We start from the raw sequence: 26,181 nt of genomic DNA on the forward strand, positions 1-26,181 counted from the left end.
ATCTGATTAATCAGGAGGGCATGACGTGCCTGTCATCACCACCATCGAACTGGTAGATCTACGTTTCCCAACCTCCGAGAGCAACGCCGGCTCCGACGCGGTGAACAAGGACGCCGACTATTCCGCGGCCTATCTCAGGCTGGCAACCGATGACAGCACACTTTATGGCTGCGGGTTTACCTTCACCATCGGGCGCGGCAACGAGATCTGCCTTCAGGCCATGGAGGTCCTGGCCGCTAAGCTCGTCGGTCGGGACGTGGCCCAGGTGTGCCGGGCGCCGGGAACAGTCTACCGGGAGCTCGCCGAGGATTCGCAGTTGCGCTGGCTGGGCCCCGACAAGGGGGTCGTGCATCTGGCCCGGGCGGCGGTGATGAACGCCGTTTGGGACCTGGCTGCCCGCCATGCGGAGGTGCCGCTGTGGCGGCTGATCTGTGAGATGGACCCGGAGGTGCTCGTCGAGCAGTTGGATCTAAGCTATCTCGGCGATGTGCTGAGCGCCGGGGAGGCGGTGGCGATGCTCGAGGAGCAGCGGCCCTTCCACCAGGCGCGAATCGCCGAACTGAGCGAACAAGGGTTTCCCTGCTATACCACATCGCCTGGGTGGCTGGGCTACTCGGACGACAAGCTTGCCCGGCTCTGCCGAGAGGCCATGGACGAGGGCTACCAGCACATCAAGCTTAAGGTCGGTGGCGATCCCGCTGATGACGAGCGCCGGTTGGGTATCGCGCGCTCGGTGATCGGCCCCGACAAGATGTTGATGATCGACGCCAATCAGATCTGGGAAGTCCCCGAGGCGATCGAGCGCGTCGAGGCCCTGGCGCACCATGGCCTGCTGTGGATCGAGGAGCCGACCAGCCCGGACGATGTGCTGGGGCATCGACGTATCGCCGACAGTGTTCGGCAGCGGGGGATCGGGGTTGCCACCGGCGAGCACGGTATGAATCGGGTGCTGTTCAAGCAGTTGCTGCAGGCGGACGCGGTGGACTTCGTACAGATCGACTCGTGCCGGCTCGCCAGTATCAACGAGATCATCCCGGTGCTGCTGATGGCGAAGAAGTCTGGCAAGCCCGTCTGCCCGCATGCTGGCGGGGTCGGGCTATGCGAGCTGGTCAGTCATCTGGTGATGATCGATCATATCGCGGTATCGGGCCCTGTGGCGGGGCGCGTGGCCGAATTCGTCGATCATCTCCACGAGCACTTCGTGGACCCCTGCCACGTCAGTCAGGGCGCTTATGTCTTGCCGACTCGCCCAGGATATGCGGCAGAGATCAAGGCCGAGACGCTGGCCGCCTGGGCATGGCCGGACGGTACTGAGTGGGTCAAGCGTCGACAGGTGATGACGGCATGATCAACGGACCGCTGCTGCATCCGCCTCTTTTGCATGCTCTCGCCGCCGCGGGGCACGGCGCCAAGATACTCGTCGCCGATGCGCTCTACCCGCACTCCACGGGGGCGCCGGCTACCGCTTCCCGAGTGTATCTCAATCTCTGCGAGGGGATGGTGCCCGCCCAGGCGGTGATGGATGCGGTGTCGCAGTCCGTCGCCGTGGAGGCCATCACCTTCATGGCCACGGCCGAAGGCAAGGCCTCGGAGACCGTCGTCGATTGCCAGCAACGCCTGGCCGGGCATCGCCACGGCAACGGCCAGACGATCGCCTGGTCTGGGCTCGAGCGTTGGGCATTCTACGACGCCTGCCGTGCGCCGGACGTGTGCTTGCTGATCGCCACCGGCGAGCGCCGCCCCTACTCCAACTTCCTGCTGACGATAGGCGTGCCCTGATGATCGATACCCATCTCCATGTCTGGGATACCGCCGCGGTGCGAATCCCCTGGTTGAACGATGCGGGTCTGCCCGCCAAGGCGGTGATTCCCGACCGCCAGGACAGACGCTTCGTGCTGGTCGAAGCCGATGCCACCGACCCCGCCGAGGAGGCCGACTGGCTGATCGGTGTCGCTGACGCTACGCCCAGTGTCCACGGGGTCGTGGTCAGCGTCCCGCTGGAAAAGCCGCTGGTCTCGGAGTGGCTGGAGCGCGTCGCCGACATACCTCAAGTGGTCGGGGTCAGGCGCCTGCTGCAGGACCGTGATCTGTTCGATTCGATAGCCTTTCTCGACGGTTTGAAACGGCTGGCCGCCTGTGGACTGCCCTTCGATGCCTGCGTCAGGGATTACGAGTTGCCGCGCCTGCTGACACTGATCGAGCAGGTGCCGGAGTTGACGGTGGTGCTCGATCACATGGGCAAGCCCGATGTGCGCGATGCGGCGGCTCGTGACCGATGGGCGCGTAACCTGGCGCGTCTTGCCGAGCGCGACGCGGTGTACTGCAAGCTCTCCGGACTGCCGGCTGAGTGCCGGGATGCCGACGAACTAGAATGCTGTGCTGCCGACATTCTCGACGTCGCTATTGGTACCTTCGGCGTCGAGCGTTGCCTGATCGGCAGCGACCACCCCGTCAGCCAGGACCCCTCGGACTGGTGTGATCGGGTACTCGCGCGCTTGCCCGCTGCTCAGCACTCCGCCGTCGCAGTGAACAACGCAATGAATGTCTACCAGAGGAGGTAACGCACGATGACCGCATCGACCCTCTCGCGACACCTTCCCGCCAAGCTTCAGCGAGCCTTTGCAGGGCTGGGAGTCGGAACGGCACAGTTCGGTAACATGGGCCGGGTGACCCCCGAACGGGACTGCCTGGACGCCGTCGACACCGCCTGGGAGCTCGGGCTGCGCTTTTTCGATACGGCGCCTCACTACGGACTCGGGGTTTCCGAGCAGCGCCTGGGCAAGGCTCTGCGAGGACGATCTCCGGAGGACTACGTCATCTCGACCAAAGTGGGGCGTCTGCTGGCGCCCAATCCCTCGCCCCAGGGCAGTGACGAGGTCAATGGCTTCCATGTGGCCGACGAGCTGATGCGCGTGCGTGACTACACCGCCGAGGGGGTGAGACAGAGCCTGACGGCCTCGCTCGAGCGCCTCGGCATGACGTCCGTGGACATTCTCTGGATCCACGACCCCGAAGAGCCCTCGGACCGTTTCGAGGAAGCATTGGCGGGCGCGGTGCCTGAACTCGACCGATTGCGCGAGCAGGGGGTGATCTCGGCCTGGGGAGTGGGGTCCAAGGATGCCGCCATGCTCAAGCGGTTCGTCGATCAGGCCTCGCTCGACCTGATCATGCTGGCGGGGCGCTACACCCTGCTGGAGCAGGAGCAGGTGGGACTGATGTCGACCTGTCTGGAACGCAACGTCGGCGTCGTAGCCGTAGGCGTGTTCAATTCGGGCCTGCTGGCGCGGGACGAGCCTCCCGCCGACGCCTGGTACGAGTATGGTCAGGCGCCCCAGTCCGTCATCGCGCGTGCCCGTGAGCTCGCTGCGGTAGCGCACGCCCACGCGGTCTCCCTGCCGGCGGCGGCACTGGCCTTCCCGTGGCGGCACCCTGCCGTGGTCAATGTCATGGCCGGCATGCGCTCACCCGAGCAGGTGACGCGAAATCATGCACTGGCTTCGAGCAATATTCCCGATGCTTTCTGGGGGGAACTGAAGGCCCGAGGCCTGTTGGAGGAGACCTCATGAAGCTGTTGCGCTGCGCCCGGGATGTTTTAAGCAGTAATAGAGCGTGTCCGCACGAAGTCACAAAACCGCGAAGGCAAAGGCTCCGCGGTTTTGGCTACAGTGGCCTAATTCATAGGCGTGTTTAGTTCACCTTGGGGGCCAGCTCGCCGCTTGCGTAGCGTTCGAACATGCGCTCGAGGTCGATCGGGGCGATCTTGCTGGCCTGGCCGGCGGTGCCGAAGGCTTCGAAGCGTGCGATGCACACGTCGCGCATGGCGGCGACGCTCGCCTTGAGGAACTTGCGCGGATCGAATTCGCTGGGGTTTTCGGCCAAAAAGCGGCGCACCGCGCCGGTGGAGGCCAGGCGCAGGTCGGTGTCGATGTTGACCTTGCGCACCCCGTGCTTGATGCCTTCGACGATTTCTTCCACCGGCACGCCGTAGGTTTCGGGAATCTCGCCGCCATGGGCGTTGATGACTTCCAGCCATTCCTGCGGCACGGAGCTGGAGCCGTGCATCACCAGGTGGGTGTCGGGGATGCGGGCGTGAATTTCCTTGATGCGCTGGATGGAGAGGATGTCACCGGTCGGCGGCCGCGTGAACTTGTAGGCGCCGTGGCTGGTGCCGATGGCAATGGCCAGGGCGTCGACCTGGGTGGCGGCGACGAACTGGGCGGCTTCCTCGGGGTCGGTCAGCAGCTGGCTGTGATCCAGCGTGCCTTCGGCGCCGACGCCGTCTTCCTCGCCGGCCTGGCCGGTTTCCAGCGAGCCCAGGCAACCCAGCTCACCTTCCACCGAGACGCCACAGGCGTGCGCCATTTCCACCGCGCGACGGGTGACGTCGACGTTGTAGGCGTAGTCGGCGGGCGTCTTGCCGTCCTCCTTGAGCGAGCCGTCCATCATCACCGACGAGAAGCCGAGCTGGATGGAGCGCTGGCACACGCCGGGGCTGGTGCCATGGTCCTGGTGCATGACCACCGGGATATGCGGAAATTCTTCCACGGCGGCCTGTATCAGGTGACGCAGGAAGGGCGCACCGGCGTACTTGCGGGCGCCCGCGGAGGCCTGCACGATCACCGGCGAGTCGGTGCGGTCGGCGGCTTCCATGATGGCGCGCATCTGTTCCAGATTGTTGACGTTGAACGCGGGAACGCCGTAGGCGTGTTCGGCGGCGTGGTCGAGCAGTTGACGCAGGCTGATCAGAGCCATGGGGAGTGTGATTCCTCTGAAAGTACAAGGCGGCCCGCAGGCCGCCGCTCGTGGCATGGTGGTTGGAGTCGTTCGGGTTACCGGGAAGCGGCTTCGAGGGCCGCCACGGCCGGCAGCTGCTTGCCTTCCACGTATTCGAGGAAGGCGCCGCCGCCGGTGGAAATGTAGGAGACGTCGTCGGCGACGCCGTACTTGTCGATGGCTGCCAGGGTGTCGCCGCCACCGGCGATGGAAAACGCCGCGCTGGCCGCGATGGCGCGCGAGAGGGTCTCGGTGCCCTTGCCGAACTGGTCGATCTCGAACACGCCGACGGGGCCGTTCCACAGGATGGTGCCGGCGTTCTCGAGCAGTGCGGCCAGGCGCCCGGCGGTGTCCGGACCGATGTCGAGAATCATCTCGTCGTCACCGACCTGGTCGACCGGTTTCACCGTGGCCTCGGCCTGTTCGGAGAACTCGGTGGCGACCACTACATCGGTGGGCAGCGGAATGTCGACCTTGGCCATGAGGGCCTTGGCCTGATCGATCAGGTCGGACTCATGGAGCGACTTGCCGACGTTGTAGCCCGCCGCGGCGATGAAGGTATTGGCGATGCCGCCGCCGACGATCAACTGGTCGCACTTCTCGGCGAGCGCGGTGAGTACGTCGAGCTTGGTGGACACCTTGGAGCCGCCGACGATGGCCAGCATCGGGCGCGCCGGGGTGGCCAGGGCCTTTTCCAGGGCGTCGAGCTCGCCCGCCAACAGGGGGCCCGCACAGGCGGTGGGGGCGTAGCGGGCCACGCCGTGGGTCGAGGCCTGCGCGCGATGGGCGGTACCGAAGGCGTCCATCACGTAGACGTCGCAGAGTGCGGCATAGGCCTTGGACAACGCTTCGTCGTCCTTTTTCTCGCCCTTGTTGTAGCGCACGTTCTCGAGCAGGACGACGTCGCCGTCGGCGATGTCCACATGACCGTCGAGGTAGTCCTTCTCCAGGCGGACTTCGCGTCCCAGCAGCTGGCCCAGGCGCGCTGCCACCGGTGCCAGCGAGAACTCGTCGGCGGAATCGCCCTCGGTGGGACGCCCCAGGTGGCTCATCAGCATGACCCGGGCGCCGGCGTCGAGCGCGGCCTGGATGGTCGGCAGGCAGGCGCGCAGGCGCGCGTCGCTGGTGACCTGGTCGCCCTTGATGGGCACGTTGAGGTCTTCACGAATCAATACACGTTTTCCGGCGAGATCCAGATCGGTCATCTTGCGCACGTTCATGGGCGTGTTCCTCACTTGAATGACGGAGTATCAGACGGCAACGGCGACACGCGGGACGGCGCATGCGTCGAGGCGGCGGACGAGGTGTCGGCGCCAGCGAGCGCCAGCCAGCGCAGGCTGACGTCGAGCATGCGGTTGGCGAAGCCCCATTCGTTGTCGAACCAGCACAGCATCTTGATCAGGTGGCCGCCGGCCACGCGGGTCTGGGTGGCGTCCACGATACCCGAGCGCGGATCGTGGTTGAAGTCGACCGATGCCACCGGCTCCTGGGTGTGACCGAGCAAGCCACCGAGCCGTTCGTGGCTGGCGGCTTGCAGCAGCGCATTGACGTCGGCGGCGGTCGTGGCCCGGCGCACCGAGAGCGCCATGTCCATGGCCGAGACGTTGATGGTCGGCACGCGCACGTGCAGACATTCGAAGCGCCCCGCCAGATGCGGCATGAGGCGTTCGATGCCGCGTGCCAGCCCGGTATCGACGGGGATGATCGACTGCATGGCCGAACGCGTCAGCCGCAGGTCGGTCTTGTGATAGGCGTCGATCACCGGCTGGTCGTTCATTGCCGAGTGAATGGTGGTGGTCACGCCATGCTCGAGCCCCAGGGCCTCGTCGATCACCGTCAACAGCGGTACCAGACAGTTGGTGGTGCAGGACGCGGCGGAGACGATGCGCATGTCGGCGCGCAGTTCCGCGTCGTTGATGCCATGCACGATGGTGGCGTCGACATCGGCCTCGGCGGGTTGCGAGAAGAGCAGTCGTTGCGCCCCGGCAGCGAGGTGCTGTTCCGCAGTGGCGCGGTCCTTGAAACTGCCGGAGCATTCCAGCACCAGGTCTATGCCCAGTTCATCCCAGGGCAGGCGCGCAGGGTCCGGCTCGCACAGCACGCGGATGGCGTGACCGTCGATGTACAACTGGCCGTCGCGGGCGTCCACCTGGCCGGGAAAGCGGCCGTGGGTGGTGTCGTAGCGCGTCAGGTAGGCGATGGTATCGAGATCCGAGAGCTCGTTGATGGCCACGATCTCCAGCGCGGTTTCCTGGCGCTCGATCAGGGCACGCAGCACGCTCTGGCCGATGCGGCCGTAACCATTGATGGCGATGCGATAGGACATGGAAAGACGCTCGGGAAACCCGGTTCGACGGTAAAGCGCCGATATTAGCGCAGTTACGCCCCGCTTGCCCAAGGCCGCGTGCCGTCCGAGCGGCATGACACGATTCAGCTCAAGACATCGGACATTTCAAAGCGAAGAGAGAAGAGGCGGCCCCTTCGGGATCAGGCCATGAGGTGCCACATCAAGGGTAACCACAGGGCCGTGAACACCCCGGTCAGGCTCATGCCCAGCGAGGCGAAGGCGCCGGCGGTGGGGCCGATCTCGAAGGCACGCACGGTACCGATGGCATGCCCGTTGACGCCCAGTGCGAAGCCGATGACGCGCTCGTCCTCGAGTCGCCAGCCGCGAGCCATGAAGGTGATGCCGAGCGTGGCCATCACCCCGGTGATCAGCAGCGCTCCCATCAGCAGCGATACCGAGCCGCCGAGCTCTTGCGTGATGCCCATGGCGATGGGCGCGGTGACCGATTTGGGCGCCAGCGAGGCCAGGATTCGGGGCGGTGCGTCCAGCAGCCAGGCGATGCCCACCGCGTAACCGGCCGCGAGCATGGCGGCGGGCGGCAGGGTGAGCGCGATCGGCTTCCACAGCGCCCGAATGTGATGCACCTGCTGATAGAGCGGCACGCCCAGGGCCACGGTGGCGGGGCCCAGCAGCCAGGTCAGCCATTCCACGCCCTGTCGATATCCCGCATAGTCCAGCGGCAGCAGCGCCAGCCACAGGGCGAGCAGGCACGAGGCCAGCAGGATCGGTGGACACCAGGCAGGAGAACGCAGCCAGGCGAACAGGCGCAGGCCGGCGAAATAGGCCGCCAGGGTCAGGACGATGGCGGTTTCCGTGCGCTGGGGAAGCTCGCCGGCCAGAGACTCGAGACGAAGTAACAGCTCACTCATGGGCATTGTCCCGCGTATCGGGGACGAGGCGACGCATCAGCCAGAGCGTGGTCCACGAACTGAGCAGCGTGCCCGCGATCAAGGCGATGAAAATCGTCGACCATTGTCCGGCGAATTCGCCCGCCTGAAAGAAGATGCCCACCACGCCGGGCATGATGAGCAGAGCCAGCATGCCGATCAACGGCTGGCTGGCGGCGGTCAGGCCGTGCCCCGGCCGGCGGCACAGCAGCAGCCATGAGGTGAGCAGTAACATACCCGCCACGCCGCTGGAGAGCGGGAGAGCGAATGTCCTGACGACGATGTCGCCGAGCAGCAGGAATGCCGCCAGGCCGAGAAAACCACGCAGGATGGAGAGCATGCGCATGGGCCCTTGCATGAAGGTGTCGGAGCTTGATGCGTATCATACCAGAGCGTGACGTGCCCCTCGGGCGTCACCTTTGCGATTACGCGGCGCACGTGAATTGCTATGCTCCACAGGCATGTGCCAGCCTGACGACCGCGTCGGCTGCCACGCCGTGCGCATTGCCAGGCTTGGATGACAGGGAGGAAGCTACATGACCGATATCGCAGGGCTCCTGGGAGCCGAAGCGGAAACACTGCTGGAGCACCGGTGCCAGACGTTTCGCAAGGAAGACCTATATCTGCCGGGGCCGGACTTCATCGACCGGGTGATGGCGGAGAGCGACCGCAGCCCGCATGTGCTGCGCAACATGCAGACGCTTTTCAATCATGGCCGTCTGGCCGGCACCGGCTATGTCAGCATCCTGCCGGTGGATCAGGGCATCGAGCACTCCGCCGGGGCATCGTTCGCGCCCAATCCTCTCTACTTCGACCCCAAGAACATCGTCGAGCTGGCCATCGAGGGCGGCTGCAACTGCGTGGCCTCGACGCTGGGTGTGCTGTCCTCGGTGGCGCGCCGTTATGCGCACAAGATTCCCTTCATGCTCAAGCTCAATCACAACGAGACGCTGACCTATCCGGCGATCTACGACCAGACGCTGTTCGCGCAGGTCGAGCAGGCGCATGACATGGGCTGCGTGGCGGTGGGAGCGACCATCTACTTCGGTTCGCCCGAGAGCCGGCGCCAGATTCAGGAAATCAGCGAAGCCTTCGAGCGCGCCCATGAACTGGGCATGGTCACCGTGCTGTGGTCCTATCTGCGCAATCCGGCGTTCAAGCACGAGGGCACGGACTACCATGTCGCCTCGGACTTGACCGGCCAGGCGATCCACATGGCGGCGACCCTCAAGGCGGATATCGTCAAGCAGAAGTTGCCGGAGAACAACGGCGGCTATCGTGCGGTCGGCTTCGGGCATACCCACGACAAAGTCTACGACGAGCTGACCAGCGACAATCCCGTGGATCTGGCTCGCTATCAGGTGGCGAACTGTTTCATGGGGCGTGCCGGGCTGATCAACTCCGGCGGCGGATCGAAAGGCCATTCCGACCTGGGCGAAGCCGTGCGTACGGCGGTCATCAACAAGCGCGCCGGTGGCATGGGCCTGATCTCCGGCCGCAAGGCGTTCCAGAAGCCCATGAAAGAGGGCGCCGAACTGCTCAATGCCATTCAGGATGTCTACCTCTCTCCCGAGGTCACCATCGCATAATGCGCGATGGCCTTTCCTGACGACGACGGCCCGGCCTTGCCGGGCCGTCGTGCGTTTCGGTAAGGTCGCGACCCATTGTCACGCCTGTGTCGCGCGAGCGTCGTGCCGATTATGATGGCGGCGTGTCCGATCGGGGCACGCTCATTCGATGCGGAGGGCGCATGCCGCAACCTGCCGGAGGTATCGCGATCAAGGATGTCGTTGACCAGGATGTCGTTGCCGAGAACGTCGCGACCCGGGATGTCGCCATCGTCGGCGCGGGGCCGGTCGGACTGTGCCTGGCGCTGGAGCTGGCGGCGCTTGGCCTGACGGTGACGGTGATCGATCGGGCGCCCTGGAAGGCGCTGGCGTCGCCCGATGACGATGGACGCGAGATCGCCCTGACGCATGCCTCGCGCAGGCAGCTGGCGGCGGCGGGCATCGCCATTCCCGAGGACCGCATGGCGCCGATTCGCGAGGCGCGCCTCTACAATGGCGATCCGCCCCATGGCATGACGCTGGCCAGTGCGCGGGGCGAGGCGCAGGACGGCATCGGCCAGCTCGTCGCCAATCACCTCATTCGACGTGCCGCGTTCGAGGCCGTGCGAGACGTCGACCGTATCGAGCTCATCACCGGGCACGGCGTGCAAGCGCTGAACGGTGGCGCCGACTGGCGTAGCGTACGGCTCGATGACCAGCGCGACATTCCGGCGCGCCTGGTGGTGGCCGCGGACGGGCGCCTCTCGGTCACCCGCCGTCTGGCGGGACTTTCCGCGCAGATTCACGATACCGGTCAACGCCTGCTGGTGCGTCGCATGGCGCATGAGCGTTCCCATCGGCAGACGACATGGTCATGGTTCCACGGCGAACGCGGCCTGGCATTGCTGCCGCTGGCAGGGGACACCGCGTCGTTGGTGATGACGCTGCCCCCGGAGGATGCCGAGCGTCTCGAGGCCATGTCGCCGACGGCGTTCGCGGCCGAGGCGACACGGCTTTATCGGGGCTGTGTGGGCGAGATGACGTGCCTCGATGCGCTGCACGATTATCCGCTCACGGTCAGCCACGCCGACCGCCTGGTGGCCGATCGCGTGGCCCTGGTGGGCGACGCGGCCCTGGGCCTGCACCCCGTCACGGCACACGGCTTCAATGTGGGGCTGGCCAGCGTACGTCGCCTGGTCGAGGCGCTGGCGAGTCACGCCGGGACGACGGCAGATGTCGGCGCAGCGGCGGGCCTGGCGAGCTATGCGCGTCACCACCAGCGCGCGATCGTGCCGCTGTGGCATGCCTCGCGTGCTCTGGTGGCGCTGTACGGCGATACGCGGCCGCCGGCGCGTCTGGCGCGTCACCTGGCCCTGGGCGCCGCGCGTCGGATCGCGCCGCTGCAGTGGCTGATGGAAGGCTATCTGGCGCGGCACTGAGGCATCTCACCCACCTGTCGGGCGCCTGGTTGACGACGGGACGTGACGCGTACCGAATTCTCGCTCCGTCGTCAATATCTATGCGAACCTCCCAGTTTGTACTACCATATATGGTGTATTGCGAGGCGGTGGCCGAAGGCGCCATCGCGTCATGACCTGGCGGTTTTTTACCTCTTTCTGCACCTATTGCGAAAACAAAGGCTTATCATTCTCATGAGCATCAAGATTTACAGCAAGCCGGATTGCATGCAGTGCCACGCCACGTATCGGGCCCTCGACAAGCAGGGACTCGACTACACGGTGGTGGATATCAGCGCGGACCCCGAGGCGGTACGGACCGTCGAATCGCTGGGCTATCGTCAGCTGCCGGTGGTGGTGACGCCCGATGAGCAACACTGGTCCGGATTTCGTCCCGAGTTGATTCGTCAGCTGGCGTGAGCATGCAGGGGGGCAACATGTGCGACGTGGTGTATTTTTCCACCCAGTCGGGCAACACGCGGCGCTTCGTCGAAAAGCTGGACGTGCCGGCCCAGCGCATTCCGCGTAGCCGCAACGACGCACCGCTGCGCGTGACGCGCCCCTATGTGCTGATCTTGCCGACGTACGGCGATGGCGACCCACGTACGGCGGTGCCGGGCCCGGTGATCCGTTTCTTGAACGATCCCCGCAATCGCGCCTTGATTCAGGGCGTGGTGGCCGGCGGCAACACCAACTTCGGTGCCGCCTTCGGCCTGGCCGGTCGCGTGGTGGCGCACAAGTGCGAGGTGCCGTTGCTGCACCGCTTCGAATTGATGGGAACGCCCGAGGATGTCGCCAAGGTGCGCGCGTGCCTGGCGATGGAGATGACAGATGTTGGATGACACCGTGGAACTCACCGAGAAGACACCCGCCGTCGAGGCGAGCCGGGCGACGCAGACGCTGGATTACCATGCGCTCAATGCGATGCTCAATCTCTACGACGATCAGGGCCGCCTGCAGCTGGACGCGGACCGTGAAGCGTCGCGCCAGTATTTCCTGCAGCACGTGAATCAGAACACCGTGTTCTTCCACACGCTGGCGGAAAAGCTCGAGTACCTGGTCGCGGAGAACTATTACGAGCAGGAAGTGCTCGATCAGTACGACTTTCCTTTCATCAAGTCGCTGTTCGAGCGCGCCTATGCCGTGAAGTTCCGCTTCCAGAGCTTCCTCGGCGCCTTCAAGTATTACACCAGCTACACCCTCAAGACCTTCGATGGTCGGCGCTATCTGGAGCGCTTCGAGGACCGCGTCTGCATGGTCGCGCTGACCCTGGCGCAGGGCGATGAGGCGCTGGCCCGGCAGCTGGTGGATGAGATCATCCACGGGCGTTTCCAGCCGGCCACGCCGACGTTTCTCAATTGCGGCAAGAAGCAGCGCGGCGAGCTGGTGTCCTGCTTTCTGCTTCGCATCGAGGACAACATGGAGTCCATCGGGCGCTCCATCAATTCGGCGTTGCAGCTCTCCAAGCGGGGTGGCGGCGTGGCGTTCCTGCTCAGCAACATCCGCGAGGCGGGAGCGCCGATCAAGCATATCGAGAACCAGTCCTCGGGCATCATTCCGATCATGAAGATGCTCGAAGACGCCTTCTCCTACGCCAACCAGCTGGGCGCGCGTCAGGGGGCCGGCGCGGTGTATCTCAACGCGCACCACCCGGATATCCTGCGTTTCCTCGACACCAAGCGCGAGAACGCCGACGAGAAGATCCGCATCAAGACGCTGTCGCTGGGCGTGGTGATTCCGGACATCACCTTCGAGCTGGCCAAGCGCAACGAGCCGATGTACCTGTTCTCGCCCTACGACGTCGAGAACGTCTACGGCAAGCCGTTCGGCGACATCAGCGTCACCGAGAAGTACTACGAGATGGTCGACGACGCGCGTATCCGCAAGACCAAGATCAACGCGCGGGAGCTGTTCCAGACGCTGGCGGAGGTCCAGTTCGAGTCGGGCTATCCGTACGTGATGTTCGAGGACACGGTGAACCGTGCCAACCCGATCGCCGGGCGCATCAACATGAGCAACCTGTGCTCGGAGATCCTCCAGGTCAACACGCCGTCCGATTACGAGGCGGACCTGGGCTACGAGCGCATCGGCGAGGACATTTCCTGCAACCTCGGCTCGCTGAACATCGCCAAGACCATGGACTCCTCCGATTTCGGGGCCACGGTCGAGACCGCCATTCGTGGGCTGACCGCGGTGTCCGAGATGAGCGACATCCGCTCGGTGCCGTCGATCGCCGAGGCCAACAAGCAGTCGCATGCGATCGGTCTGGGACAGATGAACCTGCATGGCTACCTGGCCCGCGAACACATTCACTACGGTAGCGAGGAAGGGCTGGACTTCACCAACCTGTACTTCTACACCGTGACCTACCATGCGCTGCGTGCCTCCAACCGTCTGGCGATCGAGCGCGGTCGCGCCTTTGCCGGGTTCGAGGCGTCGGATTACGCCAGCGGCGTCTACTTCGACAAGTACACCGAGCAGGCGTGGGGCCCGCGTACCGCGCGTGTTCGCGAGCTGTTCGACAAGGCTGGCATCCATGTGCCGACCCAGGAGGACTGGCGCGAGCTCAAGGCCTCGGTCATGGCGCATGGGCTCTTCAACCGCAACCTCCAGGCGGTGCCGCCGACCGGTTCGATCTCCTATATCAACCATTCGACGTCGAGCATCCATCCGGTGGTGTCGAAGATCGAGATCCGCAAGGAAGGCAAGCTGGGACGCGTCTATTACCCGGCGCCGTATCTCAACGACGACAACCAGGACTATTACCAGGACGCCTACGAGATCGGCCCCGAGAAGATCATCGACACCTATGCCGAGGCGACGCAGCACGTCGACCAGGGCCTGTCGCTGACGCTGTTCTTCCGTGATACCGCGACCACGCGCGACATCAATCGGGCGCAGATCTACGCCTGGCGCAAGGGCATCAAGACGCTCTACTACGTGCGTCTGCGCCAGGCCGCACTGGAAGGCACGGAAGTCGAGGGCTGCGTTTCCTGCACCCTGTGACGGCAGGCGACGTGCCCGAGCCATAGACACTTCCATCACGATCATCGGCGAGGCGTGGCGACCGGCCAGCCTCGCCGTCGGCAATGAGAGAACCTCCATGACCGCTACCGCGACACCGCGTCACCTGACGCGCGTCGATGCCATCAACTGGAACCGTCTGCAGGACGAGAAGGACCTCGAGGTCTGGAACCGTCTCACCGCCAATTTCTGGCTGCCCGAGAAGGTGCCGCTGTCCAACGACGTGAGCGCGTGGAACACGTTGACCGAGCAGGAGCAGACGTTGACCATCCGTGTCTTCACGGGGCTCACGCTGCTCGACACCATCCAGGGAACCATCGGCGCACCGACGCTGATCGAGGACGCCGTGACGCCCCACGAGGAGGCGGTGTTCACCAACATCAGCTTCATGGAGTCGGTGCACGCGCGCTCCTACAGCTCGATCTTCTCTACGCTGTGCGCCACCCGCGACGTCGACGACGCCTACCGGTGGAGCGAGGAGAATCCGCACCTGCAGAACAAGGCCGAGCTGATTCTCAACCGCTACCGCATGGACGATCCGCTGATGCGCAAGGTCGCCAGCGTCTTCCTCGAGTCGTTCTTGTTCTACTCCGGCTTCTACCTGCCGATGTACTGGGCCAGTCGCGGCAAGCTGACCAATACCGCCGACCTGATTCGCCTGATCATTCGCGACGAGGCGGTCCACGGCTACTATATCGGCTACAAGTTCCAGCAGGCGCTGGCCAGGGAAAGTGCCGAGCGCCAGCAGGAGATCAAGGATGCCACCTTCGACCTGCTGCTCGAGCTCTACGACAACGAGGTGCACTACACCGAATCGCTCTACGACGACGTGGGGCTGACCGAAGAGGTCAAGGCGTTCTTGCATTACAACGCCAACAAGGCGTTGATGAACCTGGGCTACGAGCCGCTGTTTCCCGGCGCCACCGAAGCGGTCAATCCCGCGATCCTGGCGGCGCTCTCGCCGGGAGCCGAGGAAAACCACGACTTCTTCTCCGGCTCCGGTTCTTCCTACGTCATCGGGCGTTCGGAGCGCACCGAGGACGAAGACTGGGCGTTCTGAGCCGCGCCATCATCGGCGGTGATCGATAGACGCCACGTGCTGACCGCCTCGTCCAGCCATGCCTGGAAGGCGCGCACCTTGGGCAGCCCGGCATTGCCGGGCTGCATGACCAGCCAATAGCTTTGGGCGCTGGGCAACGTGGCCTCGAAAGGACGCACGAGCCGCTTCGCGGCGAGATCGTCGGCCACCAGCACGCGTTGGCCGAGTGCCACGCCCTGGCCGGCGAGGGCCGCCTGGATCATCAGCCCCGCGTCGGCATAGCGGGGACCCGGACGCCATTCGCCGGTCTCCAGCTCTTCCCCCTCCAATATCCCCATGTGGCGTAGCCAGGTGGGCCATTCATCGTGCATGAGCCTAAGCAGGACATGTTCTCGCAGGTCCGACAGTCGGATGAGCGAGGGGCCCCGAGCGAGCAGCGCAGGACTGCATACCGGAAACAGATCGGTATGCATCAACGGCGTGGCTTCCAGGCCCGGCCACCGGCCCTGCCCGTAACGTATCGCGACATCGATGTCCTGGCGTGCCATATCGGCCAGGGAGTTGGACGTGACCAGACGCACCTCGAGGTCCGGGTACCGGCCCTGGAAATCGATCAGGCGGGAGACCAGCCACTTGGCAGCAAAGGCGGGTGTGGTCGCAATCGTCAGCCGGTGCGGCGCATGGTGTCCGACGACGCGCTCGGTGGCCACGGCGATCTGATCCAGGGCCAGGCCGATGGCGGTGGCGTATTCCCTGCCGGCGGGCGTGAGCTCGACGCTGCGTGGGTGGCGCAGGAACAGTGTCGTGCCCAGGCGTGACTCGAGCTGGCGTATCTGCTGACTGACGGCCGCCGGTGTGAGGGTGAGTGCCTTCGCGGCGCGCGCGAAGCTGCCGTGATGCGCTGCCATCTCGAAGCAGTGCAGCGCGCCCAGAGGCGGAAGCGTTCGCGCCATGTTCGGCTCCCCCAGGATAAGTTGCGCTTAGCCTAGGGCCAGAATTCGTTGCTTGTCAAAGCCACCGCCGGCGACCACGCTTGATAGCGTTTCGAGGCAGCGGCACGCATGCCGTCGACAGGCAAAGGAGAGCAACATGGAAAGCATCACCATACCGGGGACCGACCTCACGCCATCACGAGTGGGGCTCGGCACCTGGGCCATCGGTGGTTGGAAATGGGGCGGTGCCGATGACGCCAATGCGGTGCGTACCATTCATGCCGCCCTGGATCGCGGCATTACGCTGATCGATACCGCGCCGGCCTATGGGTTCGGGCATTCCGAGGAGGTCGTCGGTCGGGCGCTGGCCGAGTACGGGCAGCGTGACAAGGTGGTGCTCGCCACCAAGACGGCGCTCGAGTGGCAGGAAGGCAGCGACGGCGTGGTCCGCAATGCCTCGGCGGCGCGCATCGAAAAGGAAGTGGAAGACTCGCTGCGGCGCCTGCGCACCGAAGCGATCGATCTGTACCAGATCCATTGGCCGGACCCCCGTGTGCCGATGGAAGAAACCGCCAGCGCCATGCAGCGCCTCTATCGTGACGGCAAGATCCGCGCGATCGGCGTCAGCAACTTCAGCGCCGAGCAATGCGATGCCTTTCGCCGGGTGGCGCCGCTGCACAGCGTGCAGCCGCCGCTCAACCTGTTCGAGCGCGACGCCGAGCGCGACATCATTCCCTATGCGCGGCGCGAGGGGCTGGTCTTTCTGGCCTATGGTGCGCTGTGCCGCGGTCTGCTGACGGGCAAGATGCACGCGGATTCGGCCTTCACCGGCGACGATCTGCGTCAATCCGATCCCAAGTTCCAGTCCCCCCGTTTCACGCAGTACCTGGCGGCGGTCGAGGCGCTGACACAGCTCGCCCGCGAGCGTCACGACAAGCCGGTATTGGCCCTGGCGGTGCGCTGGGTGCTCGACTCCCATCCCAATGCCATCGCTCTGTGGGGGGCGCGGCGTCCGGACCAGGTGACGCCCCTGGACGCGCTTGACGGCTGGTCGCTGACTGCCAGCGATCTGCGCGATATCGATGCCATCATCGACGAGCACGTCACAGACCCCGTGGGCCCCGAGTTCATGGCACCTCCCGCGCGGGAGGACTGATCGTCGCCCGGGCGGCCGTCTTCACGCGAGATGCAGGTGACGGTCGCCATTTCGTCATCAATCAGGAGAGCCAACATGGAGTATCGTCATCTCGGCCAGTCCGGTCTGCGCGTGTCATCACTGACGCTGGGCACCATGACCTTCGGCGGCGTCGGCAAGATGGCCAGCGTCGGCGAGACCGATCTCGCCGGTGCCAAGCGCCAGGTCGACATGGCCACCGAGCGGGGCGTGAACTTCTTCGATACCGCCAACATGTATTCCGAGGGGCGCTCCGAGGAGATCCTCGGCGAGGTACTCGCGGACCGGCGCGAGTCGGTGCTGGTGGCCAGCAAGGTGCGTTTCCCGATGGGGGACGGCCCCAATGACGAGGGGCTGTCGCGTCACCATATCCTGCGCCAGTGCGAGGCCAGCCTGCGGCGTCTGCGGACCGACTGGCTCGATCTGTACCTCATGCACCAGTGGGATGGCAGCACGCCGCTGGAAGAGACGCTGGCCACCATGGATCAGCTGGTGCGCGACGGCAAGATTCGCTATTACGGCGTTTCCAACTGGTCGGCCTGGCACGTCATGAAGGCGCTTCAGGTCTGCGAGCGGCACGACTTCATCAAACCGATCTGCCAGCAGATCCATTACACCGCTCAGGCTCGCGACGCCGAGTACGAGCTGATGCCGGCGGCCGTCGACCAGGGGCTTGGCACCATGGTTTGGAGCCCGCTGGCCGGCGGCCTGCTCTCGGGCAAGTATCGCCGCGACCAGCGCCATCTCGATGGCACGCGGTTCAGTCAGGGCTGGACCGAGCCGCCGATCCACGACGAGGACCGGCTCTTCGACTTGATCGACGTGCTGGTCGAGGTGGCGGACGGGCACGGCGTGTCCGCCGCCCAGGTGGCGCTGGCCTGGACGCTGACCCGGCCCGGCGTGTCCACTGCGGTGATCGGCGCCCGCAAGGATGAGCAGCTCAAGGACAACCTGGCGAGCGCCGAGCTCACGCTCGGGCCCGACGAGATCGCCGCCATCGAGAAAGTCAGCCGTCCGGCGCTGCTGTATCCCTACTGGCACCAGCACAATACGGCGTCCAGCCGGCTGGGGCATGCCGACCGTGTCCTGCATGCCGCCTATCTCGACGACTGATTCGGAGGGAGGTGCCGCGGACACGCGGCCCCAACGAAAACGCCCGGCAAGCCATGCTTGCCGGGTGTTTTCAGTCACGGGTGCCGAGTCACTGCCTGGCCGGCGGCCAGGCAGCAGCGCTCATGACAACAGCGCCTTGGCTTCGGCGACGACGTTATCGACGGTGAAGCCGAAGTGCTTGAACAGATCGCCCGCCGGCGCGGATTCGCCGAAGGTAGTCATGCCGACGATGCGTCCGTCGAGGCCCACGTACTTGAACCAGAAGTCGCGATGTCCGGCTTCGATGGCCAGGCGGGCGGTGACGGCACGGGGCAATACCGCTTCCCGGTAGTCGGCGTCCTGGGCGTCGAAGGTGTCGGTGGACGGCATGGAAACCACGCGCACCGGCGTGCCGGCGTTTTCCAGCTCGGCGGCGGCGTCCATCGCCAGCCCGACCTCGGAGCCGGTGGCGATCAGGATCAGCGCCGGCGTGCCCTGGCTATCCTTCAGGATGTACCCGCCGCGCGCGATATCCGCCAGCTGCTGCTTGCTGCGAGCCTGGTGCGGCAGTCCCTGGCGCGAGAGTACCAGAGCGCTGGGGCCGGCCTGGCGCTTGAGAGCCGCGTCCCAGGCGACGGCGGTCTCCACGGCGTCGCAGGGGCGCCAGGTGGCGAGGTTGGGGGTCGAGCGCAGGGTGGTGAGCTGCTCGATGGGCTGGTGCGTCGGCCCGTCCTCGCCCAGACCGATGGAGTCGTGGGTGAAGACATGGATGACCCGCTGCCCCATCAGGGCGGCCATGCGCACGGCGTTGCGCATGTATTCCATGAAGATCAGGAAGGTCGCGCCGTAGGGCACGAAGCCGCCGTGCAGGGCGATACCGTTCATGATGGCGGCCATGCCGAATTCGCGCACGCCGTAATGCAGGTAGTTGCCGCTGGCCTCGGACTGCGTGATGGCCTTGGCGCCTTTCCAGAAGGTCAGGTTGGAGGGCGCAAGGTCGGCGCTGCCGCCCAGCAGTTCGGGCAGTTGCGGGCCGAGCTCGTTGAGGCACGCCAGCGATGCCTTGCGCGATGCGAGGCTTTCGCCTTTTTCCTGGGCCTCTTCGATCAGCTTTTCACTGGTCAGCGCCGCCGGCAGTTCACCCTTGAGGCGGCGTTCGAGTTCGCGAGCCTCTTCCGGGTAGGCCGCCTGATAGCGCGCGAAACGCGCGTCCCAGTCGGCTTCGGCCTCGCGACCGCGCTGGGTGGCGTCCCAGGCCTGGTAGATGTCTTCGGGCACGTGGAAGGGCGGATGCGACCAGCCGAGCTGCTCGCGCGCGGCGGCGACTTCGTCCTCGCCGAGTGCCGCGCCGTGACTCTCTTCCTTGCCCTGCTTGTTGGGAGCGCCGAAGCCGATGATCGTCTTGCAGATGATCATGCTGGGCTTGTCGTCGTTGGTGCGGGCCAGCTCGATGGCGGCCTTGACGGCCTCGGGGTCGTGACCGTCGACGTTGGGCACCACGTGCCAGCCGTAGGACTCGAAGCGCTTGGCGGTATCGTCGGTGAACCAGCCTTCGACTTCGCCGTCGATGGAGATGCCGTTGGCGTCGTAGAAGGCGATCAGCTTGCCCAGCCCCTGGGTGCCGGCCAGCGAGGCTACTTCGTGCGAGATGCCTTCCATCAGGCAGCCGTCGCCGACGAAGACGTAGGTGTGGTGGTCGACGATGTCATGGCCAGGGCGATTGAACTGGGCGGCCAGGGTGCGCTCGGCGATGGCCATGCCCACGGCGTTGGCCAGCCCCTGGCCCAGCGGGCCGGTGGTGGTCTCGATGCCCGGTGCATAGCCGAGTTCCGGGTGGCCGGCGGTCTTCGAGTGCAACTGGCGGAAGTTCTGCAGGTCTTCCAGCGAGATGTCGTAGCCGGTCAGGTGCAGCAGCGAGTAGAGCAGCATCGAGCCATGCCCGTTGGAGAGCACGAAACGGTCGCGGTTGGCCCAGTGCGGGTTGGCCGGATTGTGCGCGAGGTAATCGTGCCACAGCACCTGCGCGATATCGGCCATGCCCATGGGGGCGCCGGGGTGGCCGGAGTTGGCCTTCTGGACGGCATCCATGGACAGGGCGCGAATGGCATTGGCCATTTCGAAACGGGACGGCATTGGTCAGCTCCTCGCCTACGGCATCGGGTAAAGCGACGCGGGGAGATGGCCGTACGCGGGTACGCACGGGCTTCTTCCAGCGCCGCCGATATCGAGCGGGGACGCCGCCTCGGCGGGCCCCGGGAATTCGGTCGGGTATTGTCGCCGAGAAGCCGCGTGGCATCAAATGCCGCCGGTCGCCAATCGCTAGGCAGCTAGTCAGCCAGCGTGTAAACTCTGCACCCCCGAGCCGGCTTCGTCTCGCGCCGGACCTGTCATGCGTCGTGCCCGCCATTCCGGGTGGCCTGCGGCGTAGTTTCATCTCCTTTCGATGGCGGTCGTGTTCCGGCTCGCCAGCACGTGATAGAGAGAGTCGAGGACGCCATGAACGAATATTCCCTGTTTACTTCCGAATCCGTCTCCGAGGGACACCCGGACAAGATCGCCGATCAGATTTCCGATGCGGTGCTGGATGCCATCATCGCCCGCGACAAGCAGGCTCGCGTGGCCTGCGAAACCATGGTCAAGACCGGTGTCGCCATCGTGGCCGGCGAAATCACGACCTCCGCCTGGGTCGACCTGGAAGATCTGGTTCGTCGCGTCATCAACGATATCGGCTATACCTCTTCGGACGTGGGCTTCGATGGCAACACCTGCGGCGTGCTCAACCTGATCGGCAAGCAGAGCGTGGACATCGCCCAGGGGGTCGATCGTTCCAAACCCGAGGACCAGGGGGCCGGCGACCAGGGCTTGATGTTCGGTTATGCCACCAACGAAACCGATTCCTACATGCCGGCGCCCATTCATTACTCGCACCGGCTGGTGGAGCGTCAGGCCGAACTGCGCAAGCACGGGCTGCTGCCGTGGCTGCGTCCGGACGCCAAGAGTCAGTTGACCTTCCGCTACGACGCGCAGGGCAAGCCCTGTGCCGTCGACGCCGTGGTGCTCTCCACCCAGCACGATCCGGACATCGATCAGGACGAGCTGCGCGAGATGGTCAAGCGCGAGATCATCGAGGAAGTGATTCCCGCCGAATGGCTGACCGAGACCACCAAGTATCACATCAACCCGACCGGCAACTTCGTCATCGGCGGGCCGGTGGGCGACTGCGGACTGACCGGCCGCAAGATCATCGTCGATACCTACGGCGGCATGGCGCGTCATGGCGGTGGCGCGTTCTCCGGCAAGGATCCTTCAAAGGTCGACCGCAGCGCCGCCTACGCTGGCCGCTACGTGGCCAAGAACGTCGTCGCGGCGGGCCTGGCCGAGCGCTGCGAGATCCAGGTCTCTTATGCCATCGGGGTGGCCGAGCCGACCTCCGTGTCGGTGGATACCTTCGGTACCGGCAAGATCAGCGATGCCAAGATCGTCGAGCTGGTACGCGAGCATTTCGATCTGCGTCCCAACGCGATCACGCGCATGCTCGACCTGCTGCATCCCATGTATCAGCTGACGGCCGCCTATGGTCACTTCGGCCGCGAGCCCTTCGAGACCAGCTACACCTGGACCGACGTGGGCGGCAAGCAGCATGTCGAGACCTTCACGGCCTTCCCCTGGGAGAAGACCGACCGCGCCGACGCACTGCGTCAGGCGGCAGGCCTCTGAGGACGCCTCGACACGAGCATCGAGAATCGAGCGGCATGCAGCGGCGTGTCGCGCCATCATCCGCAAAAGCCCCGGTTCGCCGGGGCTTTTGCGTAGGACGCCCGTCGCCTGGCGGCAACCCGTCGACGGCGAGAGCATATGCTACTTTGGTCGTAAGGCTGGGTGCTGACATGGTATCCATTCGTCGTGCCTCGTAAGCTAGGGAGTCGATATTTCAACGACCACGATTTCGTGGACAACCAAGGGATGATTGGCTATGGCGACTCGTACTTTGATGCTGGCGGCCGCGCTGGGGCTGTCCGGTGCCTTGCTGGCCGGTTGCGGCGACGACAGCGGCGATGCCGACGAGACGACGCAGAACGGTGAGACGACCTCCCAGGAGCAGGCGTCCGAGGGGAATGGCGGCAACGGCGAGAGCGGCGAAGACGGCACGCAGACCGCAAGCGCCGATGCGGTCAGCCTGATCTTCGGCACCGGCGGTACCGGCGGCACCTATTATCCCATCGGCGGCGCGCTCAAGAGCGTCTTCGAGGCCAGCGATCTGATCGATGATGTGCAGGTCGTCTCGACCGGGGCGTCCGTGCAGAACATCAACAACATCACCGACGGCCTCAATCAGGTCGCCATCGTGATGAGCGACGTCGCCTATGACGCCGTGAACGGCGAAAACCAGTTCGATGGGCAGCCGGCCGATATCCAGGCGCTGGCAGGGCTCTACCCCAACGTGGTACAGGTCGTGGCCACCGAGGATAGCGGCATCGAGAGCATCTCCGACCTCGCGGGCAAGCGCGTCGGTGTCGGCAAGGTCGGCTCCGGGGTCGAGCAAAGCGCGGCCAAGGTCATCGAGTCCGCCGGGCTCAGCTACGACGACCTGGCCCAGGTCAGCCACACCGGCTATGCCGATAGCGTGACCGGCATGAGCAACGGCAACCTGGACGCGGCCTTCTTTACTTCCGGGGTGCCCAACTCGAGCATCACCGGGCTGATGCAGAGCACCGATATCACCTTCGTGCCGGTCACCGGCGAGGTGGCGGACAAGCTGCTCGAGGCCTATCCGTACTACGAGACCTACACGTTGCCGGCGGGCGCTCCCGAGCGCTACGACCTCGATGCGGAAGTCGATACCGTGGCGATCCGCAACATGCTGATCGTCGGCAGCGACATGCGGGATGACGTCGCCGAGGAACTGACCGCGCGCTTCTACGACTATCTCAATTCCGAGAACGTCTCCGTGGGCGCGCTCAAGCAGTTCGATCCCGAGACCATGAACCAGAACCTGGTGGCGCCGGTACATCCCGGGGCACAGGCGTTCTACGACACCCTCTCCGAAGACGATGCGTCGAGCGATGGCGAGGATGCGGACAGCGCCGGCACCGGGTCTTAACCTGCCCTCGTTCGGCGTATGGCCGTCTTGCAAGGCATGAGTGGCCATACGCATGAGACGTAAGACAGGCTGGATAGCACTCGCCGTGGCGACCGTAATGGTCGCCACGCTTGCTTATCCATTGCCTTGGCTCGTGGTGCGCGACGGTGCCCAGTGGCGGTATGCCTTTCCGGGGTGGGAAGGCACGCGCTTTACGCTGCGCTGGATGCACTCGGTCGAGAAGGAAGACTGGGAAGAGTGGTTCGAGGTGACCGACGACGGCGCCATCGAAATCACCGGTACCCGCTTCAAGACCTTCGGCGCGGGCGTGCCGGCCTCGGCGGGCAAGGAGACCCATCTCGAAGATGGCTGGGTCGTGATGACGGGGATCGACCGCGTCGTCGACCCGCTCGCCGTCCAGGCCGCCGCCGCCGAGCGCTATCGCATGCGTTATGCCGGCCACACGTTCGCGCTGGCGCATGACGAGCCCCCACCGATATTGACGTTCAGCATTCTCAGGGCGCCCCTGTGGCAGGCATTGCCGGCCTTGGTACGTCCCTGGTTGTCGTAATCTCCCGCAAGACGGGAACGAGGGTCATCATGTCCGATGAGAAATACGCGCAGGCCGCCGAAGGGGATGACAAGGCGGTCAAGGAAGCGCTGGAAAAGTTCGATCGCGAGAGCCTGGTGCGCGATGCCTTGCCCGGTTTCGTGCTCAAGTTCGTCACCGTGGTGGCGGTGGTGCTGGCGGTGTTCCACCTGTACACGTCGTTTTCCGGCCCGCTGGTCGACGTGGCGCAGCGCAGCATCCACCTCTACACCCTGCTGGGGCTGACGTTCATCCTCTATCCCTTGACCCGCAAGGGTGCGCGCGATCGTGTGCCGTGGGGTGACGCCATCCTCGCGGTGCTGGCGTTCGGTGTCGGCGTCTACATGCTGGTGGTGTCCGAGCGCGTCATCGCCTCGGCGGGGCGGATCAACGACATCGACATGCTGGTGGGCTTCTTGGCCATCCTGCTGGTGCTCGACGCCACCCGGCGTGCGACCGGCTGGGGGCTGACCCTGCTGGCGACGATCTTTCTGGTGTATGGGTTCTACGCCAAGCTGTCGTTCTATCCGCAACTGAATGAAACGATCATCATGGCGACCGGCCGCCAGGTGATGTCGCACCTGGTGTTCATCACCGAAGGCCTGCTGGGCACCGCCATCGGGGTGTCGGCCAGCTATATCATTCTGTTCATCCTGTTCGGCGCCTTCCTGGGCAAGTCGGGGCTGGGGCAGCTGTTCAATGACCTGGCGCTTGCCGTGGCAGGACATACCCGCGGCGGGCCGGCCAAGGTGGCGGTCATCGCCAGCGGCTTTCTGGGGTCGATCAATGGTTCGGCGATCGCCAATGTCGTGACCACCGGCGCGTTCACCATTCCGTTGATGAAGCGTACCGGCTACAAGCCGAATTTCGCGGGGGCCGTCGAGGCCTCGGCCAGTGTCGGGGGGCAGATCCTGCCGCCGATCATGGGGGCGGCGGCCTTCATCATGGCGGAGGTGCTGTCGGTGCCCTACACCCAGGTGATCCTGGCCGGCATCATCCCGGCGCTGCTCTTCTACCTCGGGGTCCTGTTCCAGGTGCATCTGCGCGCCCTGCGCAACGGGCTGGAGGGCATTCCGCGTTCCGAACTGACGCCGCTCAAGGCCGTCATGCTCAAGCGGGGCCACCTGCTGGTGCCGATGGTGGTACTGCTGTGGCTGCTCTTCGACGGTCGCGCCCCGTTCTTCGCGGCATTCTGGTCGATCGCCGCGACCGTGCTGATCTGCGGGACGCGTCGTGTCACCCTGGGGGTCAGCGCGATTCTGGCGCTGCTGATCTTCGAGCCGCAATGGCGCGCCTTGCTCGAGGGATATGCCCAGCCCGACATGACGGCGAGCCGCTGGGCATTGTTCGTGATCATCGCCGTGCCGGTGGCGATCAATGCCTTGCGTGCCAAGCTCGGCCTGGTGGCGGAGAAAATGGACATCGCCGATTGCCGCGATGCGATGCACGATGGCGTGCGCAATGCCATTCCCGTGGCCGTGGCCTGCGGCGCGGTGGGCATCATCGTGGGGATCGCCACACTCACCGGCATCGCCCTGGAAGCCGCCGACGCGGTGGTGGCGCTGGGACAGCAGATTCCCATTCCGATGCTGCAGCTGCTGGTGACCCTGTTCCTGACCATGATCGCGTCCATCGTGCTGGGCATGGGGCTGCCGAGCATCCCGACCTATATCATCACCAGCACCATGGCGGCGCCGATCCTGCTCAACCTGCCGCTGTTCCGCGAGCTGGCGGGCAGCAACGAGACGGCGATCTTCGTGGCGCACATGTTCGTGTTCTATTTCGGGCTGTTCGCCAATCTGACCCCGCCGGTGGCCCTGGCTGCCTATGCCGGTGCCGGCATCAGTGGCGGCTCGCCCAATGCCACGGGCTTCCAGGCCATGAAGCTGGCCATCGCCGGGTTCGTGGTGCCCTACATGTTCGTGTTCGCGCACAGCATGCTGATGATCGACGCCACGCTGGCCAACATCCTGTGGGTCGTCGTCACCGGTGTGGTCGGGGTATTGCTGCTGGCCGTGGCGGTGGAGGGCTACCTGCGTCGTCCTCTCAATCCCTTCTGGCGCCTGCTGGCGGCGGCCGGGGCCTTGACGCTGATCTACCCCGGCTTGATCAGCGACGTCATCGGTGCGGTCATCGCGCTGGGACTCTTCCTGCTGGCCAAGCAGGAAACGCCCAAGGTGGCGTGATCGGGCAGGCAAGGGCGCCTTCGGGCGCCCTTGTTTTTTGATCTGTCGTTCGTT

The 26,181-nt window shown here is 65.1% G+C and carries 23 protein-coding genes; 16 read left to right on the forward strand and 7 right to left on the reverse strand.

The window, feature by feature from the left end:
* The first annotated feature begins 25 nt into the window (after positions 1-25).
* From CSAL_RS01835 to CSAL_RS01850, 4 genes are read left to right on the forward strand one after another with little or no spacing between them, the layout of a single operon-like run.
* On the forward strand, positions 26-1,348 hold the full coding sequence (locus tag CSAL_RS01835) for an L-fuconate dehydratase (protein WP_011505674.1): 1,323 nt from the start codon (positions 26-28) through the stop codon (positions 1,346-1,348).
* Complete coding sequence (locus CSAL_RS01840) at positions 1,345-1,779, forward strand: RbsD/FucU domain-containing protein (protein WP_011505675.1); 435 nt, start codon at positions 1,345-1,347, stop codon at positions 1,777-1,779. The genes CSAL_RS01835 and CSAL_RS01840 overlap by 4 nt, the downstream gene beginning before the upstream one ends.
* Positions 1,779-2,561, forward strand: coding sequence for an amidohydrolase family protein (locus CSAL_RS01845; RefSeq protein ID WP_011505676.1), 783 nt, complete (start codon positions 1,779-1,781; stop codon positions 2,559-2,561). Before CSAL_RS01840 ends, CSAL_RS01845 begins: the two co-directional genes overlap by 1 nt.
* A 6-nt stretch (positions 2,562-2,567) precedes the next feature.
* Positions 2,568-3,566, forward strand: coding sequence for an aldo/keto reductase (locus CSAL_RS01850; RefSeq protein ID WP_011505677.1), 999 nt, complete (start codon positions 2,568-2,570; stop codon positions 3,564-3,566).
* Positions 3,567-3,687: 121 nt separating this feature from the next.
* Here the strand turns inward: CSAL_RS01850 and fba are convergent, their stop codons facing one another.
* From fba to CSAL_RS01875, 5 genes are all read right to left on the reverse strand, one after another.
* Positions 3,688-4,752 (reverse strand): class II fructose-bisphosphate aldolase, encoded by a 1,065-nt coding sequence (gene fba / locus CSAL_RS01855; RefSeq protein WP_011505678.1) that lies wholly within the window; start codon positions 4,750-4,752, stop codon positions 3,688-3,690.
* A 77-nt stretch (positions 4,753-4,829) separates the two neighbouring features.
* Positions 4,830-5,993, reverse strand: a complete 1,164-nt coding sequence (locus CSAL_RS01860; protein ID WP_011505679.1) for a phosphoglycerate kinase — start codon at positions 5,991-5,993, stop codon at positions 4,830-4,832.
* Between the two features lie 11 nt (positions 5,994-6,004).
* On the reverse strand, positions 6,005-7,099 hold the full coding sequence (locus CSAL_RS01865; RefSeq protein WP_083831063.1) for a type I glyceraldehyde-3-phosphate dehydrogenase: 1,095 nt from the start codon (positions 7,097-7,099) through the stop codon (positions 6,005-6,007).
* Positions 7,100-7,260: 161 nt separating this feature from the next.
* Positions 7,261-7,989 (reverse strand): LrgB family protein, encoded by a 729-nt coding sequence (locus tag CSAL_RS01870; protein ID WP_011505681.1) that lies wholly within the window; start codon positions 7,987-7,989, stop codon positions 7,261-7,263.
* Positions 7,982-8,365, reverse strand: coding sequence for a CidA/LrgA family protein (locus CSAL_RS01875; protein WP_240673296.1), 384 nt, complete (start codon positions 8,363-8,365; stop codon positions 7,982-7,984). Before CSAL_RS01875 ends, CSAL_RS01870 begins: the two co-directional genes overlap by 8 nt.
* Before the next feature lie 178 nt (positions 8,366-8,543).
* On the opposite strand from CSAL_RS01875, the gene CSAL_RS01880 reads away from it, so the two are divergent.
* The 6 genes from CSAL_RS01880 (at position 8,544) to nrdF (ending at position 15,095) form a co-directional block, all read left to right on the forward strand.
* Complete coding sequence (locus CSAL_RS01880) at positions 8,544-9,596, forward strand: class I fructose-bisphosphate aldolase (RefSeq protein WP_011505683.1); 1,053 nt, start codon at positions 8,544-8,546, stop codon at positions 9,594-9,596.
* 161 nt (positions 9,597-9,757) lie between these two features.
* Positions 9,758-10,993 (forward strand): 5-demethoxyubiquinol-8 5-hydroxylase UbiM, encoded by a 1,236-nt coding sequence (gene ubiM, locus CSAL_RS01885; protein WP_011505684.1) that lies wholly within the window; start codon positions 9,758-9,760, stop codon positions 10,991-10,993.
* Positions 10,994-11,206: 213 nt separating this feature from the next.
* Positions 11,207-11,431: a glutaredoxin-like protein NrdH gene (gene nrdH / locus CSAL_RS01890; RefSeq protein ID WP_011505685.1), complete on the forward strand. Its 225-nt coding sequence runs from the start codon at positions 11,207-11,209 to the stop codon at positions 11,429-11,431.
* Between the two features lie 17 nt (positions 11,432-11,448).
* Entirely contained in the window at positions 11,449-11,853 is a 405-nt protein-coding gene (gene nrdI, locus CSAL_RS01895; protein ID WP_011505686.1) for a class Ib ribonucleoside-diphosphate reductase assembly flavoprotein NrdI, read from the forward strand.
* Entirely contained in the window at positions 11,843-14,017 is a 2,175-nt protein-coding gene (gene nrdE / locus CSAL_RS01900; protein WP_083831064.1) for a class 1b ribonucleoside-diphosphate reductase subunit alpha, read from the forward strand. Before nrdI ends, nrdE begins: the two co-directional genes overlap by 11 nt.
* A gap of 97 nt (positions 14,018-14,114) precedes the next feature.
* Positions 14,115-15,095, forward strand: coding sequence for a class 1b ribonucleoside-diphosphate reductase subunit beta (nrdF, locus tag CSAL_RS01905; protein WP_011505688.1), 981 nt, complete (start codon positions 14,115-14,117; stop codon positions 15,093-15,095).
* Here the strand turns inward: nrdF and gcvA are convergent.
* A complete protein-coding gene (gcvA, locus tag CSAL_RS01910; RefSeq protein WP_011505689.1) occupies positions 15,044-16,027 on the reverse strand; it encodes a transcriptional regulator GcvA in 984 nt (327 codons plus the stop codon). The genes nrdF and gcvA overlap by 52 nt on opposite strands.
* Positions 16,028-16,163: 136 nt before the next feature.
* On the opposite strand from gcvA, the gene CSAL_RS01915 reads away from it, so the two are divergent.
* Positions 16,164-17,162, forward strand: a complete 999-nt coding sequence (locus CSAL_RS01915) for an aldo/keto reductase (protein ID WP_011505690.1) — start codon at positions 16,164-16,166, stop codon at positions 17,160-17,162.
* A gap of 75 nt (positions 17,163-17,237) precedes the next feature.
* Positions 17,238-18,293, forward strand: a complete 1,056-nt coding sequence (locus CSAL_RS01920) for an aldo/keto reductase (protein ID WP_011505691.1) — start codon at positions 17,238-17,240, stop codon at positions 18,291-18,293.
* 120 nt (positions 18,294-18,413) lie between these two features.
* Here the strand turns inward: CSAL_RS01920 and tkt are convergent, their stop codons facing one another.
* Positions 18,414-20,405 (reverse strand): transketolase, encoded by a 1,992-nt coding sequence (tkt, locus tag CSAL_RS01925; RefSeq protein WP_011505692.1) that lies wholly within the window; start codon positions 20,403-20,405, stop codon positions 18,414-18,416.
* A 363-nt stretch (positions 20,406-20,768) separates the two neighbouring features.
* On the opposite strand from tkt, the gene metK reads away from it, so the two are divergent.
* From metK to CSAL_RS01945, 4 genes are all read left to right on the forward strand, one after another.
* Positions 20,769-21,989 (forward strand): methionine adenosyltransferase, encoded by a 1,221-nt coding sequence (gene metK, locus CSAL_RS01930; protein ID WP_011505693.1) that lies wholly within the window; start codon positions 20,769-20,771, stop codon positions 21,987-21,989.
* 256 nt (positions 21,990-22,245) lie between these two features.
* Complete coding sequence (locus tag CSAL_RS01935; protein WP_011505694.1) at positions 22,246-23,373, forward strand: TAXI family TRAP transporter solute-binding subunit; 1,128 nt, start codon at positions 22,246-22,248, stop codon at positions 23,371-23,373.
* A gap of 52 nt (positions 23,374-23,425) precedes the next feature.
* Positions 23,426-23,923: a DUF1850 domain-containing protein gene (locus CSAL_RS01940; RefSeq protein WP_011505695.1), complete on the forward strand. Its 498-nt coding sequence runs from the start codon at positions 23,426-23,428 to the stop codon at positions 23,921-23,923.
* A 29-nt stretch (positions 23,924-23,952) separates the two neighbouring features.
* On the forward strand, positions 23,953-26,127 hold the full coding sequence (locus CSAL_RS01945) for a TRAP transporter permease (RefSeq protein ID WP_011505696.1): 2,175 nt from the start codon (positions 23,953-23,955) through the stop codon (positions 26,125-26,127).
* Positions 26,128-26,181: the final 54 nt, after the last annotated feature.

Origin of the sequence: Chromohalobacter israelensis DSM 3043 (genome assembly GCF_000055785.1) — a bacterium.
GTDB lineage: Bacteria > Pseudomonadota > Gammaproteobacteria > Pseudomonadales > Halomonadaceae > Chromohalobacter > Chromohalobacter israelensis.

Excerpts from the sequence above, each read along its gene's own strand:
- CSAL_RS01860 (WP_011505679.1), bottom strand. The coding sequence starts at position 5,993 with ATGAACGTGCGCAAGATGACCGATCTGGATCTCGCCGGAAAACGTGTA.
- tkt (WP_011505692.1), bottom strand. The coding sequence starts at position 20,405 with ATGCCGTCCCGTTTCGAAATGGCCAATGCCATTCGCGCCCTGTCCATG.
- CSAL_RS01850 (WP_011505677.1), top strand. The coding sequence starts at position 2,568 with ATGACCGCATCGACCCTCTCGCGACACCTTCCCGCCAAGCTTCAGCGA.
- CSAL_RS01935 (WP_011505694.1), top strand. The coding sequence starts at position 22,246 with ATGGCGACTCGTACTTTGATGCTGGCGGCCGCGCTGGGGCTGTCCGGT.
- CSAL_RS01945 (WP_011505696.1), top strand. The coding sequence starts at position 23,953 with ATGTCCGATGAGAAATACGCGCAGGCCGCCGAAGGGGATGACAAGGCG.
- CSAL_RS01920 (WP_011505691.1), top strand. The coding sequence starts at position 17,238 with ATGGAGTATCGTCATCTCGGCCAGTCCGGTCTGCGCGTGTCATCACTG.
- nrdH (WP_011505685.1), top strand. The coding sequence starts at position 11,207 with ATGAGCATCAAGATTTACAGCAAGCCGGATTGCATGCAGTGCCACGCC.
- CSAL_RS01865 (WP_083831063.1), bottom strand. The coding sequence starts at position 7,099 with ATGTCCTATCGCATCGCCATCAATGGTTACGGCCGCATCGGCCAGAGC.
- nrdI (WP_011505686.1), top strand. The coding sequence starts at position 11,449 with ATGTGCGACGTGGTGTATTTTTCCACCCAGTCGGGCAACACGCGGCGC.
- ubiM (WP_011505684.1), top strand. The coding sequence starts at position 9,758 with ATGCCGCAACCTGCCGGAGGTATCGCGATCAAGGATGTCGTTGACCAG.
- CSAL_RS01845 (WP_011505676.1), top strand. The coding sequence starts at position 1,779 with ATGATCGATACCCATCTCCATGTCTGGGATACCGCCGCGGTGCGAATC.
- metK (WP_011505693.1), top strand. The coding sequence starts at position 20,769 with ATGAACGAATATTCCCTGTTTACTTCCGAATCCGTCTCCGAGGGACAC.
- CSAL_RS01915 (WP_011505690.1), top strand. The coding sequence starts at position 16,164 with ATGGAAAGCATCACCATACCGGGGACCGACCTCACGCCATCACGAGTG.
- gcvA (WP_011505689.1), bottom strand. The coding sequence starts at position 16,027 with ATGGCGCGAACGCTTCCGCCTCTGGGCGCGCTGCACTGCTTCGAGATG.
- nrdE (WP_083831064.1), top strand. The coding sequence starts at position 11,843 with ATGTTGGATGACACCGTGGAACTCACCGAGAAGACACCCGCCGTCGAG.
- fba (WP_011505678.1), bottom strand. The coding sequence starts at position 4,752 with ATGGCTCTGATCAGCCTGCGTCAACTGCTCGACCACGCCGCCGAACAC.
- CSAL_RS01880 (WP_011505683.1), top strand. The coding sequence starts at position 8,544 with ATGACCGATATCGCAGGGCTCCTGGGAGCCGAAGCGGAAACACTGCTG.
- CSAL_RS01940 (WP_011505695.1), top strand. The coding sequence starts at position 23,426 with ATGAGACGTAAGACAGGCTGGATAGCACTCGCCGTGGCGACCGTAATG.
- CSAL_RS01840 (WP_011505675.1), top strand. The coding sequence starts at position 1,345 with ATGATCAACGGACCGCTGCTGCATCCGCCTCTTTTGCATGCTCTCGCC.
- nrdF (WP_011505688.1), top strand. The coding sequence starts at position 14,115 with ATGACCGCTACCGCGACACCGCGTCACCTGACGCGCGTCGATGCCATC.
- CSAL_RS01870 (WP_011505681.1), bottom strand. The coding sequence starts at position 7,989 with ATGAGTGAGCTGTTACTTCGTCTCGAGTCTCTGGCCGGCGAGCTTCCC.
- CSAL_RS01875 (WP_240673296.1), bottom strand. The coding sequence starts at position 8,365 with ATGCAAGGGCCCATGCGCATGCTCTCCATCCTGCGTGGTTTTCTCGGC.